This window comes from Flavobacterium amniphilum (genome assembly GCF_023634845.1).
GTDB classification, from domain to species: Bacteria; Bacteroidota; Bacteroidia; order Flavobacteriales; family Flavobacteriaceae; genus Flavobacterium; species Flavobacterium amniphilum.
In genome coordinates, this window is record NZ_JAMLJL010000007.1 from 19669 (window position 1) to 34256 (window position 14588).

The 14588-nt window shown below is 34.2% G+C and carries 12 protein-coding genes; 9 read left to right on the forward strand and 3 right to left on the reverse strand.

What is annotated here, in order from left to right:
• Positions 1–45 precede the first annotated feature (45 nt).
• From NAT51_RS09430 to bshC, 3 genes are all read right to left on the reverse strand, one after another.
• Entirely contained in the window at positions 46–867 is an 822-nt protein-coding gene (locus tag NAT51_RS09430) for a formylglycine-generating enzyme family protein (RefSeq protein WP_250598355.1), read from the reverse strand.
• A 203-nt stretch (positions 868–1070) separates the two neighbouring features.
• Entirely contained in the window at positions 1071–2780 is a 1710-nt protein-coding gene (locus NAT51_RS09435) for a carbamoyltransferase family protein (protein ID WP_250598361.1), read from the reverse strand.
• A 55-nt stretch (positions 2781–2835) separates the two neighbouring features.
• Entirely contained in the window at positions 2836–4425 is a 1590-nt protein-coding gene (gene bshC / locus NAT51_RS09440) for a bacillithiol biosynthesis cysteine-adding enzyme BshC (RefSeq protein ID WP_250598363.1), read from the reverse strand.
• Positions 4426–4848: 423 nt separating this feature from the next.
• Between bshC and NAT51_RS09445 the strand changes: the two genes are divergently transcribed.
• The 9 genes from NAT51_RS09445 (at position 4849) to NAT51_RS09485 (ending at position 14520) form a co-directional block, all read left to right on the forward strand.
• Positions 4849–6240, forward strand: coding sequence for an RtcB family protein (locus NAT51_RS09445; protein WP_250598364.1), 1392 nt, complete (start codon positions 4849–4851; stop codon positions 6238–6240).
• 2 nt (positions 6241–6242) lie between these two features.
• Positions 6243–6935, forward strand: a complete 693-nt coding sequence (prfH, locus tag NAT51_RS09450; RefSeq protein ID WP_250598366.1) for a peptide chain release factor H — start codon at positions 6243–6245, stop codon at positions 6933–6935.
• Positions 6919–7458 carry a tetratricopeptide repeat protein gene (locus NAT51_RS09455; protein ID WP_250598372.1) on the forward strand — a complete coding sequence of 180 codons (540 nt, stop codon included), beginning with the start codon at positions 6919–6921 and terminating at the stop codon, positions 7456–7458. Before prfH ends, NAT51_RS09455 begins: the two co-directional genes overlap by 17 nt.
• A gap of 348 nt (positions 7459–7806) precedes the next feature.
• The gene (locus tag NAT51_RS09460; protein ID WP_250598374.1) at positions 7807–10134 is read left to right on the forward strand and encodes a TonB-dependent receptor domain-containing protein; all 2328 of its coding nucleotides are present in this window, start codon (positions 7807–7809) and stop codon (positions 10132–10134) included.
• 57 nt (positions 10135–10191) lie between these two features.
• Positions 10192–10383 (forward strand): hypothetical protein, encoded by a 192-nt coding sequence (locus tag NAT51_RS09465; RefSeq protein ID WP_250598376.1) that lies wholly within the window; start codon positions 10192–10194, stop codon positions 10381–10383.
• A 61-nt stretch (positions 10384–10444) separates the two neighbouring features.
• Complete coding sequence (locus tag NAT51_RS09470; protein WP_250598378.1) at positions 10445–10642, forward strand: bacteriocin; 198 nt, start codon at positions 10445–10447, stop codon at positions 10640–10642.
• 10 nt (positions 10643–10652) lie between these two features.
• Entirely contained in the window at positions 10653–10850 is a 198-nt protein-coding gene (locus tag NAT51_RS09475; RefSeq protein ID WP_250598386.1) for a bacteriocin, read from the forward strand.
• A gap of 129 nt (positions 10851–10979) precedes the next feature.
• A complete protein-coding gene (locus NAT51_RS09480) occupies positions 10980–12332 on the forward strand; it encodes a radical SAM/SPASM domain-containing protein (RefSeq protein WP_250598387.1) in 1353 nt (450 codons plus the stop codon).
• Positions 12319–14520 carry a peptidase domain-containing ABC transporter gene (locus NAT51_RS09485; protein ID WP_262921802.1) on the forward strand — a complete coding sequence of 734 codons (2202 nt, stop codon included), beginning with the start codon at positions 12319–12321 and terminating at the stop codon, positions 14518–14520. The genes NAT51_RS09480 and NAT51_RS09485 overlap by 14 nt, the downstream gene beginning before the upstream one ends.
• Positions 14521–14588: the final 68 nt, after the last annotated feature.

Consider the following 14588-nt stretch of genomic DNA (forward strand, 5'->3'; position numbering starts at 1 on the left):
AGTATAACTTTTTAATCAATCTGAAAGAAAAGTTTTAATGATATTTTAGTTAATTGTTCTGGCTAATCGAAATCCGTAAAACTCGTTTGTTTTGTTTGGATCGGTACTGATTCTGTTTGCTGTTCTCAGGTAATTTTCCTGACTGTCCCATGAACCGCCACGCACTGCTTTTTTCTCACCACGGATCGGTCCTCTCGGATTATTCCCGTCTTCGGTTTTATAGTAATCTTTATTATACCAGTCCCAGCACCATTCCCATACGTTTCCGCTCATGTCATGAATACCTAATTCATTTGGTAATTTTGTTCCTACTGCATGTGGTTTTTTCTCACTGTTCTTAATCCACCAGGCAATGTCATTTGAATTATTGGAACCGGCAAATACGCTTCCTTTAGATTTATTTCCGCCTTTGGCTGCAAATTCCCATTCTGCTTCCGTCGGTAAACGGTAACCATCAACTGTGAAATCACATTTTACATTTGGACCAACCATAGTATAGGCAGGTTTAAGTCCTTCAATTTTACTTAACCAATTGCAGTATTCAATAGCTTCAAACCAGGTAATGTCTGTAACCGGATTGTTGTCGTTCCATCCCCATGTTGGGGCAACAGGCATTTTTTTCTTATTTTTTTTACAATAATCCTTCCATTCCCAAACGGTAACCTCCAGTTTGTTGATTTCAAAGGCATTTAGTTTAACTTCGTGTTGTTTTTGTTCGTCGTTTTCAGCAATCCGGTTATCATCTTTTGAGCCCATCATAAATGTTCCCCCGCTAACTTTCACCATCTCAAGTACAGGATTCCCCAATCTGTAAAATGAAAGTAGTGTAAATGATACAGCACCGATGATTAGTAGTTTTTTTAACATAAGTTTGTTTGTTTGTTATAAAAATGATGTTTTAAATCGGGCGCAAAAGTATGTTTAAAAATGAGTTATGTTAAATTTTGATAATTAAAATCGATAAAAGGTGAAAAATATCCGTTAATATGATATGATTATTGAAAAATCATCAATTGTAAGTTAAGATTTACAGATTGGAATTCTAAAATCTGTACTTGAATTTGATAAAATCAAAAGTATTGTTTTTTTTCAATCACAAAGTTTTCCAAAACTAAAACATCAAGTGATGTTTCTTCAAAAAGGGCTATTGCATGTTCCGGTGTTTCCACCATTGGCATGCCACGTCTGTTTAAGCTGGTGTTTAGAAGTACTGCTATTCCTGATTCTTTTTCAAAATATCCGAGAAGATTATAGAACCGTTCATTCCATTGTTTGTTAACAGTTTGTACTCTGGCTGAGCCATCCTCATGCGTTGTGTTTTGGAGTATGTCGCTATATTTTTTACGGGTTTTATCTACTAAAATCATATAGGGACTGTTTCTTCCTTTTTCAAAATATTCGGATACTTTTTCTTCTCTTACAGCCGGGGCAAAAGGTCTGAAGTCTTCTCTGAATTTAATGTTACGGTTGATATGCTGTTTCATGCCTTTTATGCCGGGATGTGCTAAAATACTGCGTCTTCCCAATGCTCTTGGGCCAAATTCCGATTCAGCATGAAACCAAGCCATTGTCTTTCCTGAATTAATAGCTGAAGCACAATGTTTTAATAATTCATCTTCCAGTTGAAAATGACTTATTTTGAAATTATCATAATGCGCTGCCTGAATTGCTTTTTCAATGTCTTTTTCAATATATTTTTTTCCAAAACAAGTTGACTCGTTGTGTTGAAATTTAGGCATTTTTAAATGATGGAGCCAGCCATAAAAAGCACATCCCAATGCTAATCCGTTATCAGCGGCTGCAGGTTCCCAATAGATGTTTTGCGCTAATTGGGCATCTTGCAGTTTGGCATTGGCGACTGCGTTTAAAGCCACACCACCCGAATAACAAAGATTCGGATGGGAAAAAAGAGAATAGCGGCTTGTTATGCATTTTAAAATAGCGCTTTCAACTTGTTCCTGAGCCCATTTTGCAACATCTGCATAATAGGAAAAATGTTCCTTGAAATAGTCATATCCTTTTGAAGGATTTTTTAAAAATGCTTTCCAGTCTTGACTAACATATAAATTTTGATTTTCAAAGTAAAAAGCCTCCATGTTAAATACTCCGGTTTTTCCATATGGAGCCAATCCCATGAGCTTACCTACATCGTCCATGTTTCCAAAAACATAATGACTGACAGCAGCATAAAAACCGCCAATCGAATGACAGGTTGTAGGAAGTGATAACATGTCTTTTTGGGATTCGGCCATCGGACTGAAGTCTTTATAAATGGTTTTTAATCCTTGTCCGTCATAATAATAGAAACTGTCTTTCTCACAAAGCATTTCATTAGTAGCCAAAAAATGCTCCGGGATATTGCATTTTTCCTCGGGATTTAATGCTAAATACTGCTCGAGCGGACTTCCGCATCCGTCAATGACCATAACGGCACATTCGTCAAAAGGGGAAGTGCCAATTGCACTGTAAGCATGCGCAAGGTGATGGGAAATAGTAATGATTTCAGGATTAGGCCGTTCTGCAAAAATCCGTTTGCCTTTAAAACGGTCCCGGGAAGGAATAGTGAAGTTTTCACATTGTACCACTAAACTAATATCGTCAATGGTAATATTTTCGGCATCCAGACAATATTGAATGGCTACTGTGTCGTTGCCTCCATCATGTTTTATACGTGTAATGCGTTCTTTTTCAATGGCTACGCAAATTTTTCCGTCTTTTAGTAATACTGCTGAACCGTTGTGGGATAATCCTGTCCCCAGTATGTAAATTGGCTTATTCATTCTTCGATTTTGTTCAATCGAAAGTTATAAATAATCTTTTGATTTGATAATTGAATTATAAAATCAATATGGAAAATTTTTGTTCTAACGGATTTAGTCCAGTCAGTAACTTTGAAATCAGTAATGCTCCACTTTCAATATAAAATTCAGAAAAATTTTGTTTGCGCTCCTGTAATCCCTGATTGGGGAATAATTCGTTTTGAATCAATGAAATACGCTCTAACTGATCGGATAATATTCTTTTTTCAGCCTTAAGTAATCTTTTTTCTAAGTTTTCCAATCCTTTGATTTGTTTGACTTGCTGCGCCTGAACTGCTCCGGTAAAGGAAGGGTCAGTTTTTTTGGCGATATCGTTTAATACTGTAAATTGTTGTCTCAAAAATGCTTTCTGCTCAGAAAAATCAATAGTAAGGTTTGATAATTCTTTTGTTTTGGTATTGATTAAATCCTGCTGTTTCGTGAATAAATCACCCCAGCTTAATTCCAGTTTATCAATTTTCTGTACTTGCTTTTCAGATGCAATCAATACGGAATTCCGTACCAACAAAATAGGGAAGGTGATATTGTTACTTTCAAAATTGGATCTTAATTGTAACCAATACGCAATTTCCCCGCCGCCGCCAATATAACATAAATTGGGAAGGATTACTTCCTGATATAACGGACGTAAAATAACATTCGGACTGAATTTCTCCGGATGATTCTCCAGTTCAGTCAGTATTTCACTCTCGGAAAACTTAATTTGTGTATTGTTAACACTATATTCTCCTTTCTCAAATACAATGCGTTCACGGAGTTTGTCTTCTATGTAAAACAAATTGATTTCTCTCGGATTGACCTGAATGTCATAATTTTTCAGTTTTTCATTAGTTTCGGAAACTTTTTGAAAAGAAAGTTGCTCTGTCAATTCTCTTTTTACAAAAGGAGCAAACAGTTTTTTTAAGTTAACATCATCTCCGTCAATAATAACCAAACCTTCTTCTTTGAATAATTCATTGGCGATAAAACGGGTAGCGTCAGTTAAAGTTTCATGCTCCAAATACGCTTTTCTGAACAATTCTTTCAAATAAGCGGCATTGTCACCAATCCCCAATTCTTTCTCAAACTGGGTATATACTTCATCAAGTCCATCGGTAGTTAATCTTCCAACCGGGCCACTACTGGCTTTGTTCCATTTTATCTTGGTATTCCTGAAAGTGAAATGGTTGATTTCATCAAAATCATGATCTTCAGTTGCCATCCAATAAACCGGGACAAAATTATAATCTGGGTGTTTGGCTTTTAACTGTCTGGACAAATTAATCGTGGAAACAATTTTATAGATAAAATATAACGGACCCGTAAATAAATTCAACTGGTGACCGGTGGTAATCGTGAATGTATTTGTTTCTTTTAAGAGCTCGATATTGTGTAATGAATCTTCAGATAAAACAATTTTTTTGTTCTGTTGCAAAAGGCTTTCAACTAAAACAACTCTGTTTTCAACAGGGAAATTGCTCTTCTTCTCTTCAATTTGTGAAAGAAAATTCCCAATATCGGGGAATCGGTGGTATAACGACTGTAACTCAGGTTTCCGGTCTAAATAATCAACAATAAGTTTTGAGAAATATCCTGAATTCTGGTAGTTAATACAGTCGGTTGGCATGTTTTTTTATTTTTTGTAAAAGTACTAAATTGAGGTATTCAACGATTTTATTTTAACGTCTTATTATCATTTGGGGAAAAATATTTTGTAAGAAATTTGGAAATTTAAAAAAGTTTTCTAAAAATTTGTGCCGTAATAATTAACTCTTAAAAACGAAGAAAAAATGTTTGTATTCAACTTAACATCTCAAAGCAATTCATCAGTACCTGGTGTCGCTTTTCTTCGTGGCTTATTTCAACCGTAGCGATTTAAATCAAAATATATGAAAAAGCCCGAAGACAATTAGTTTCGGGCTTTTTTGTATATTCTAGATACTTCACAATTACTTCCCGGAAAACCGACTGTTATTTATCCAAACGGATAAAATGATATGCCTGTTGCATTTGTCATCAGGCACGTATTGAAATTTTTAGCAACAAAATCATGGGAAATAAATTATCAGGGAGAGACCTAATTCAATTGGGCTTCCCTAAAAATAACGCAATAAACATAGCCTTAGGGCAAATTAACAGATACAGAAAAAAAGAGAAGAAAGCGAGTATTCTAACCGAAGCCAAAGAAGTACTCTTAACACCTGAAAAGTTTAAAGGGCACGGAACCTGGGGAAAAGTAGCCGAAGGTTTAATCAATCCGGTGCAGGTAAGAATGCATCAATTGAACACAACCCGGGCACCGTTTTCCATTTTCGGGGAAAATGAAATCGACGAACAGGCTAAATTCCAATTGTACGATGCATTGAAATTGCCCATCTCGGTTTCAGGCGCACTAATGCCTGACGCACATTCGGGTTACGGATTGCCAATCGGTGGTGTGTTAGCCACAGATAACGCAGTGATTCCGTATGGTGTTGGGGTCGATATCGGATGCCGTATGAGTTTGTCGGTATTTGATTTACCAGCTTCTTTTCTGAAAGGGAAAGACGATCAGTTAAAAGCAATCCTCAGCGAGCATACAAAATTCGGAATGACCGAAACACACAAAATCAAAGCAGATCACGAGGTGTTCGGCAGAAGTGAATTTCAGGATATTCCGCTTTTGAAAAGCTTGTTGGGAAAGGCTTACAAGCAACTGGGAACTTCAGGAGGCGGTAATCATTTCGTCGAATTCGGTGTCGTAAAGCTGGATACAGTTTTACCGGAATGGAAATTGGTTCCTGGTGAATACCTGGCGGTTTTGTCACACAGTGGTTCCCGCGGATTGGGCGCTAACATTGCCAAGCATTATACTTACCTGGCAACAAAACAATGTCCGTTACCGAAGCAGGTACAGCATCTGGCCTGGCTTGACCTCAATACGCACGACGGTCAGGAATATTGGCTGGCTATGAACTTAGCCGGGGAATATGCAAAGGCATGTCACGATGATATTCACAGGCGTATCGCTAAAGCATTGAATAAACGCATCGTGATGACGATCGAAAACCACCACAATTTTGCGTGGAAGGAAATGGTTAACGGTAAAGAATGTATCGTGCACCGCAAAGGAGCAACTCCGGCAAGTGAGGGCCAACTCGGAATCATTCCGGGTTCCATGACCGCACCGGGTTTTATCGTTCGCGGTAAAGGAAACGCTGAAAGTCTGAATTCTGCCTCACATGGCGCCGGCCGTTTGTTCTCAAGGGCAAAGTGCAAAGCAACATTCACACAAAGTGAGATTAAGAAGGAACTTCAAAAGCATGAAGTTCAGTTAATCGGCGGTAATATTGACGAAGCACCAATGGCGTATAAGAACATCAACACGGTGATGGAATTGCAAAAAGAATTAGTTGAAGTAATGGGAACTTTCACACCCAAAATTGTGAGAATGGATAAATAAAAATGGACACTATCATACAAATAACAGCAGGGCGCGGACCTGCAGAATGCACTTGGGTTGTCGCCCAAGTGCTTAAAAAAGTGTTGGAAGAAGCACAGGATAACGGTTTGAACACATCGGTACTGTGCCGCGAAGCGGGATCTGAAAACGGTACGGTCGAATCGGCACTGGTTGCCATCGAAGGAAAGGAAGCAGCTGCTTTTGTTGTATCATGGAAAGGAACCATCCAATGGATCGGTCAAAGCCAGTTCCGCAAAATGCACAAACGCAAAAACTGGTTCATCGGAATTTTTGAAGTCAATAAACCGGATCAGTCGGTTATTCACGAAAAGGATATTCAATACCAAGCGATGCGCAGTAGTGGGGCAGGAGGCCAACATGTGAACAAAGTGAGTTCGGCCATCAGGGCTACGCACATGCCAACCGGAACTTCGGCGGTTGCCATGGATTCGCGTTCTCAACACCAGAATAAAAAACTGGCAAAAGAACGCTTGCTCGAAAAACTGGAAGTGGTCAATTTGGAACAAATCAAAAATGAGTTTCAAAAGCAATGGATGAACCAGATGCAAATCGAACGGGGAAATCCGGTGCGGACGTTCAAAGGAACCGACTTCAAAAAACAAAAGGAAGAAAAGAAAACCAAAACCGACCGACAGCGGTTTAAAAAAGAATTAAGAGATGAAATCTATAGATAAATACTTGTTTCAGGCATTGGATAATTATCCGTATTCGTTGGAGGAAACCATCGAATCCTTGGATTATGCCTTGTCTTATGATGATAAAAATACCATGGCGTTGTGTCTGTACGGACGCGTGTATGCCGAACAGTTATTGCAATATGATATGGCCAAGGAATATTTTCAAAAGGCACTTTCCATTAATGTGAATGCCTTGGAAGTCCATACTTATTATATTGATACCTTACTTTTAAATGAGGATTTTGAGGAAGCCGATAAGTTAATCGATTTCGCCCTGAAAGTAAAAGGAAGCAATAAAGCGGAAATCTGGTTCAAAAAAGTGCAATTGCTGGAACGTAAAAACGAATTGAAGCAAGCCAAAAAAGCATTGAAAGAAGTCAAAAAGACAATCATGGGCACCGAATTCAATTATGCCATCAATGAAACCGAAAAACGGTTAAAGGAAAAGTTGAAATTGGTTTCTCCAAAAAAGAAAAAGAAGAAGAAAAAGGAATCCAAAAAGAAAAAGAGCAGTAAATAACTGCTCTTTTTTTTAGGTTCTAAGTAGTCTGATAAACTAAAAGAATCTTACGGGTTTTTTGATTGAAGCCTAATAAAATTAATTCAATTGAGGATTTTGATACCCATTTCTCAATTTAATTTTGAAAGAATGAATCTAAATTAAAATGTAAGAAGTTGAATCTTAATAGTTTATTTTTTGACTATAGTTTGTAGGAAAAAAACATTAAATAATAATTGGGTGAATTGCAATAAAAATATACTTTTAGGTCTTTATTTGTGAAATCCCACCTCTTTTTGTGTTAAAATTAAAGAAGTATAACAATTTGAAGTTATAATTTTTAAAAAACTAAATATATACAAATCAATAATGAATAAGAATAATTTTATTGCAATAATATTCATATTACTGCTTCCAATGAGTTTGTTTTCCCAAATGAAAATTAGTGGTCAAATCGAAAACCAAAACGGAAAATTAATTGAATTTTTGGAAGTTCAATTAAAGGATAAAGATTCACTAGCCATAAAAAGTGAATTGACTAATTCAGAGGGGAAATTTACAATCATAACCGGTAAAGGAGAATATTTATTATTGGTCAAACAATTAGGTACAGTTATTCACGAACAGAAAATAGATGTAAACCAAGACTATAATTTAGGAGTAATTAAAATTATTCAGACTCAGCAACTAAATGAGGTTGTGGTAGCTTCAAACAAGAAACTTTTGGAGAGAAAAGTTGACCGACTGGTTTTTAATGTTGAAAACAGTATTTCTGCAACAGGAGGTGATGCTATTGATGCTCTTACTATTACACCGGGTGTGAAAGTACAAGGAGATAACATAGGAATTGTTGGTAAGGCAGGTGTAGATGTAATGATAAACAATAAAAAAACGCAATTATCAGGCAATGACTTAATAACCTATCTTAAAACAATACGAGGTGAAAATATTTCTAAAATTGAAGTAATCACAAATCCATCTGTTAAATATGATTCTGAAGGTAATAGCGGATTAATTAATATTGTTCTGAAAAAAAATACAAGTATGGGAGTTAATGGTTCATTGCAATCTTCCATAAACAAAGGATATTACTACAACTTCAATAATGGTCTTAATATTAATTATCAGGACGATAAGTTTAAAATTTCATGGAAAGGTAATCTGGCAAACATTAAGAGCAAGTCTTTAGAATACAATAAAGTTGAAAGTCAGTCACAGAGTATTGAAAACAATACTAATCGGAATTTTTATGGTAATACTATGAGTTCTTATATGAGTATTGATTATACACTTAACCCAAAATCAAACTTCGGTTTAGTTTATAATATCAGTAGAAGAGCGATTGATGGTCGTGGTAAAACAAATACATTAATTCAAAATGGTACATCTCAAAATATAAATTCAAGAACAAGTAGTGATGCAGCAGGATTAGTAAATTCTTTAAACGGCTACTACAATTATAATATAAATAAAGAGGGAAAAAAGTTTAGCATTGAAGGAAATTATATTACAAATGAGGTCGACAATTCCATAAATAATTATAGTAATTCAGCTTCTTATTCTGATTTACAGAATACTAAAAACAATTCTTTTAAAATTGGAACGGCTCAAATTGACTTTGAATTGCCTAACCAATGGTGCAAACTGGAAACCGGAGCAAAAATTACAAGTACTGATTCCCGTATTTACACTAACAGTTTAGAAGATAACAGTATAACTGTTAATAATTTATTTTCACTGAATGAAAAAATAAGCGCACTATATGTAACTGCCAATAAGGAAATTAATAAAAAATGGACTGTTGATTTGGGACTGCGGTATGAGCATACCCAATTGAATATTCATCCCGAGTCGAGTGATAAGATAGTTTCAAAATACGATAATGTTTTCCCAACGGTAAGTGTCTTATTTAATCAAAGTGAAGAAACAAGCTGGTCAATGAATTACAATGCAAGGATAAGCCGCCCGAAATTCGAAGACCTTAATCCATATCAATTTTATAACAACTCGTATTCATATACTACAGGAAATCCATATTTAAAACCATCGATTTCACATAACGTGGAGTTAAATTTCACGCATAAGAATGTGAATATATCTTTGTATGGGAGCAGATTGTTAAATGGAAGCGGTGGAATAACATCAATTGAAAATGATTTCCAAGTGTATAAAATGGAAAATTATTATGATGAAAACAGTCTTGGATTTAATGTTAATTATTCACGCAAATTCTTCAAAATTTGGGAGTCTACTATTTATGGGGATGGACATTTCGAACATGCAACATCAAATGTTCTTCAAAACTCAACTTTTAGTGGATGGAACGGACTTTTTTCTACAAACAACAGCGTAATTTTAAATAAAAGTAAATCTTTAATCTTTTTTGCAAACTACTGGCAAACTACAAAAAATAAGACTGATTTCAGGACTATTCAACCTAACTCTAATTTAAGTTTAGGTTTCAGATATTCATTATTGGATAAAAAACTCCAATTGTCTTTTACCGTAAGAGATGCTTTCAGACAAGAATACAAAAAAGGGGTTTCTATTGTAGAAAACGGAACAAATACTTATCATAATTATTATGACGCCAGAAAATTTATCTTTTCAATGAACTACAAATTTGGTAGTAGTAAGGTAAAAGGGAATCAAAAAAATATTAATAATGATGAGCAAAACAGAACGATTAAAGAATAGATCTGGTTTAAACTCCAGTTCTTGTTTAAATTAATTAATAACTTAAAATTTTAAATTATGCTAAAAAAGCGTTTAAAAGACCTTAACTCAAAAAGAGTGGAGGGAGATTCAATTGAAATCATTAACCAAAATGATTTATCAAAAATTAAAGGAGGAGTTCTGGCTGAGTGTCCTAAATTAAAAATTTGTTCTAATAATTGTCAGGATTGTCCAAACTTAGAACACTGTGGAGTAAATCAACAAGGATAATTGTTCTTAGTAATGATTTTTTCAACATGGAAATTATTGTCTAATTAATTAAAAGAAAAGTATGTTAAAAAACAAATTGAAGGACCTTAAAAAAGGTTTTAATAACGATGGTAAATCAATCGAAGTTATTAATGAAAAAGATTTACAAAACATCAAAGGAGGAAAACTTGTTGACTGTCCTAAATTGAAAACATGTGATAATAATTCTGATCCTTGTCCGGTATTGGAGTCTTGCGGAACAAATTGTACACCTGATTAATCTTTAAATTATGCTAAAAAATAAATTAAGAGACCTTAATAAAGGCGGGAAATCTGAAAGTAAATCAATCGAGATAATCAATGATAAAGATTTGCAAAATATCAAAGGAGGTAAACTTGGAGTTTGTCCTAAATTGACAAAATGTGAGACTAATTATGATGATTGTCCAATATTAGAGACTTGTGGCTCTAACCATACTACTGGTTAATCTTTTTTAATAAAGTAAATTGACTGCCATACTAAAACCTGGCAGTCAATTTTAAAAATACCATTATTATTAACTAACAACATAGAAGATTGAATGTAACTATTCCAATTTCTATAATTAATACCTTTTATGAAACTATCAAAATACCATTTAACTACTGATGTACTCGACGACGTCGATATGCCTAACAAAAGAATTATTTTTTCAACTAGAAGTGGTATTTCATTTTTATTGGACGAACCAATTTATCAAAATTTATTGATAAATGAATTTAGTAACATTGAAGAAGAAACAATCGAATCTTTCAAAAGTTGTGAATTGTTAGTTGATGCTGATGAAGATGAGTACCTTAAAATTTTAACTGAGAACAGAGAAACTACTGAAGATGTAAATGTATTATCGATGACAATTCAACCATCTGCAAATTGTCAGTTAGGATGTCATTACTGTGGTCAAAAGCATACAAAAGATTATGCTAAAGATGACATAATCGAATTGTATTTAAAAAGAATAATTCACTTTTTGGATAATGACACAAAATATACCGGATTAAATATTATTTGGTATGGAGGTGAACCTTTAACAGGCTTGAGCAGTATTAGAAGTGCATCTTCAAAATTTACCGAATTATGTGAAAGCCGTGGTTTGAATTATTCTGCAACAATGGTAACTAACGGATTGAGTTTAAAACCTAAGTTGTTTGAGGAATTGGTTTCTAAACATAATGTAAAACATTTTCAGATTACTTTAGATGCCACTGCCGAATCTCATGATACAAGAAGGGTTACAAAAGATGGCAGAAAGCCAACTTTTGATCTGATTGTTAAAAATATCAAAGACATTACCGCTACAGACTTCTACAATTCTAATGATGCACACATATCTATCAGGATTAATATAGATAAAACAAATCACCATCTGGTTGACGACTTTATAGATTTTATTAAAGATCAAGGACTTGGACAAAAGGTATCATTGACTTTTGCACCTATCGTAGACTGGGGAGGAAATGATGCGGGTAAAGACGGTTTAAGTAATCAAATGTTCGCAGATAAAGAAATTGAATGGATGTTAAGATGCTTTGAAAACAATATCAAAATTAATAAATTGCTGCCCAAAAGGACATTTTACGCCTGTATGGTTGAAAGAAAGGATTCAGAAGTTTATGATGCCTTTGGAAATATATATACCTGTTGGGAATTTCCTTATACCGATACATATGCTGAAGGAAATAGCTTAATTGGAAATTTAAAAGATGATTATTCAACTTTTAACCCTAATCCTACATTAAGAGATTGGACAAATGTTCTGGATTCAGGAACTACTTGGTGTAAAACGTGTTTGCATCTCCCTGTTTGTGGAGGGGCTTGTCCTAAATCTTGGCATGAAGGGACTCCTGCATGTCCTTCTTTTAAATACAACTTTAAAGATAAATTACTTTTAGATTACTATATTAGACAGAAGAACCTTGAAAAAGTATAAAATAAATTTTATACCACAACATGATAATATGGATTGTGGACCTGCTTGTCTGTCAATGGTAGCAAGTGCATATAATAAAAAATACCCATTACAATACTTAAGAGAAAACTCCTTTATCACACGTGAAGGAGTTTCTTTATTGGGCCTCACTGAAGCTTCAAAAAATATAGGATTCGAGGCTTTAACAGCAAAACTTGTAACCGATAAGTTGGACGAAATGCCTTTGCCGTGTATTTTGCATTGGAATCAAAACCATTTTGTGGTCTTGTATAAAATTTCAAGAACCCCCTTTTCAAAGAAACAATATTTTCATATCGCTGACCCGGCACACGGTTTTATTAAATTAAATATTGAAAATTTTCAAAAATCATGGATTGTAAATGACAATAAAGGTGTGGCTTTGTTTTTAGAACCAACTGAGTTCTTTTATTCCATTATGCCACCACAACAAGATGCCCTCGATCTAAAGTACATACTGAAATATTTAAACCCTCATAAAAAGCAAATCTTTTATATGTTTATATTACTTCTGGCAGGTAGTATTTTAACATTGATTTTTCCATTCCTGACTCAAAATCTAATTGATAACGGAGTAAATAAAAAAGATTTAAGCTTTATTACTATAATGCTTTTAGCTCAATTGGCCGTTTTTTTTGGATCAATAGTAATTGAGATTGTACGAAATTGGTTAATGCTATTCGTTGGAACTAAAATAAGTATTACGATTATTTCTGATTTTCTGAAAAAAATGCTTCAACTCCCCATTAAGTTCTTTGATACAAAATTGACCGGGGATTTTAATCAGCGTATTCAGGATAATGAAAGAATTGAGCAGTTTCTGACATCACAAAGTCTTATAACTCTATTTTCCGTTATTACTTTTTCAGTTTTTTTCGGAGTGCTCTGCTATTATAACCTTTCAATTTTAGCAGTTTATTTTCTCTTAACCTCCATATCTGTTTCATGGTCATTTTATTGGCTTAAAAAACGAGAATTTTTAGACTATTTAAGATTTCAGCAAAAAAGTGAAAATCAAGAATCAATCTATGAAATAATCAATGGGGTTACAGAAATGAAACTCAATCAATTTGAAGATTTTAAACGGACTGAATGGGAGAATATTCAAAAGAAATTATTCAAAATTAATATTAAAATTCTAAGACTGGATCAAATTCAAATTTCAGGCTTTAATTTTTTAAATCAAATCAAAAATATAATTGTTACATTCTTGGCAGCGACACTTGTTGTGAAAGGTAAAATGACATTGGGAGAGTTATTGAGTGTTTCTTATATTGTCGGACAGATGAATTCACCGGTTAGCCAATTGGTAAGTTTTTTTCGCTCACTGCAAGACGCAAAATTAAGTTTAGAACGCTTAAATGAAGTTCAAAATCATGAGACTGAAGAAAATGAAGAACAAAAAAAATTAGTTATTGAAAAAGATAAAAATGGAGGTGTATTTTTAAATAATGTTTCATTTCAATATGAAGGCCCAAGATCGGCATACATATTAAAAGATATAAATTTTGCAATACCGGAAGGAAAAATAACAGCTATAGTTGGAGCAAGCGGAAGTGGGAAAACTACACTTATGAAACTGTTATTAAAATTTTATGAGCCAACTGAAGGTTCATTGTTTTTTAATTCCGAAAACTTACAAAATATTTCTCCTCAAAGTCTGCGTGAAAACTGTGGAGTTGTAATGCAGGATGGCTTTATATTTTCTGACACTATTCAAAGAAACATCGCGACAGGTGATGAAACTATAGATAAGGAAAAATTACTTAATGCCGTGAAAATAGCAAATATTGAAGAATTTATAAATAATCTGCCATTGGGTTATAATACTAAAATCGGTGCATCAGGTAACGGAATATCAGGCGGACAAAAACAAAGGATCCTTATAGCCAGAGCAGTTTATAAAAATCCGCATTATATATTTTTTGATGAAGCAACATCAGCACTTGATGCTGAAAATGAAAAAATTATTCATGATAACTTATCACAGTTTTTTAAAGGTAAAACTGTCGTGGTTATCGCCCATAGATTAAGTACTGTTAAAAATGCCGACAACATAATTGTCCTTAAAAATGGTGAAATCCAGGAAACAGGTACACATCATGAACTGGTGCAAAACAAAGGAGGTTATTTTAATCTGGTTAAAAATCAGCTGGAACTCGGTAATTGATCTATTTCCAGCATTAAAAAAACGTCTATATACTATCAAGTATTCTTTCAATCGGAGCTGAGGTTCTC

Bases quoted from the DNA above. Each gene is read 5' to 3' on its own strand.
- NAT51_RS09430 (WP_250598355.1), bottom strand. From the start codon at position 867: ATGTTAAAAAAACTACTAATCATCGGTGCTGTATCATTTACACTACTT.
- NAT51_RS09435 (WP_250598361.1), bottom strand. From the start codon at position 2,780: ATGAATAAGCCAATTTACATACTGGGGACAGGATTATCCCACAACGGT.
- bshC (WP_250598363.1), bottom strand. From the start codon at position 4,425: ATGCCAACCGACTGTATTAACTACCAGAATTCAGGATATTTCTCAAAA.
- NAT51_RS09445 (WP_250598364.1), top strand. From the start codon at position 4,849: ATGGGAAATAAATTATCAGGGAGAGACCTAATTCAATTGGGCTTCCCT.
- prfH (WP_250598366.1), top strand. From the start codon at position 6,243: ATGGACACTATCATACAAATAACAGCAGGGCGCGGACCTGCAGAATGC.
- NAT51_RS09455 (WP_250598372.1), top strand. From the start codon at position 6,919: ATGAAATCTATAGATAAATACTTGTTTCAGGCATTGGATAATTATCCG.
- NAT51_RS09460 (WP_250598374.1), top strand. From the start codon at position 7,807: ATGAATAAGAATAATTTTATTGCAATAATATTCATATTACTGCTTCCA.
- NAT51_RS09465 (WP_250598376.1), top strand. From the start codon at position 10,192: ATGCTAAAAAAGCGTTTAAAAGACCTTAACTCAAAAAGAGTGGAGGGA.
- NAT51_RS09470 (WP_250598378.1), top strand. From the start codon at position 10,445: ATGTTAAAAAACAAATTGAAGGACCTTAAAAAAGGTTTTAATAACGAT.
- NAT51_RS09475 (WP_250598386.1), top strand. From the start codon at position 10,653: ATGCTAAAAAATAAATTAAGAGACCTTAATAAAGGCGGGAAATCTGAA.
- NAT51_RS09480 (WP_250598387.1), top strand. From the start codon at position 10,980: ATGAAACTATCAAAATACCATTTAACTACTGATGTACTCGACGACGTC.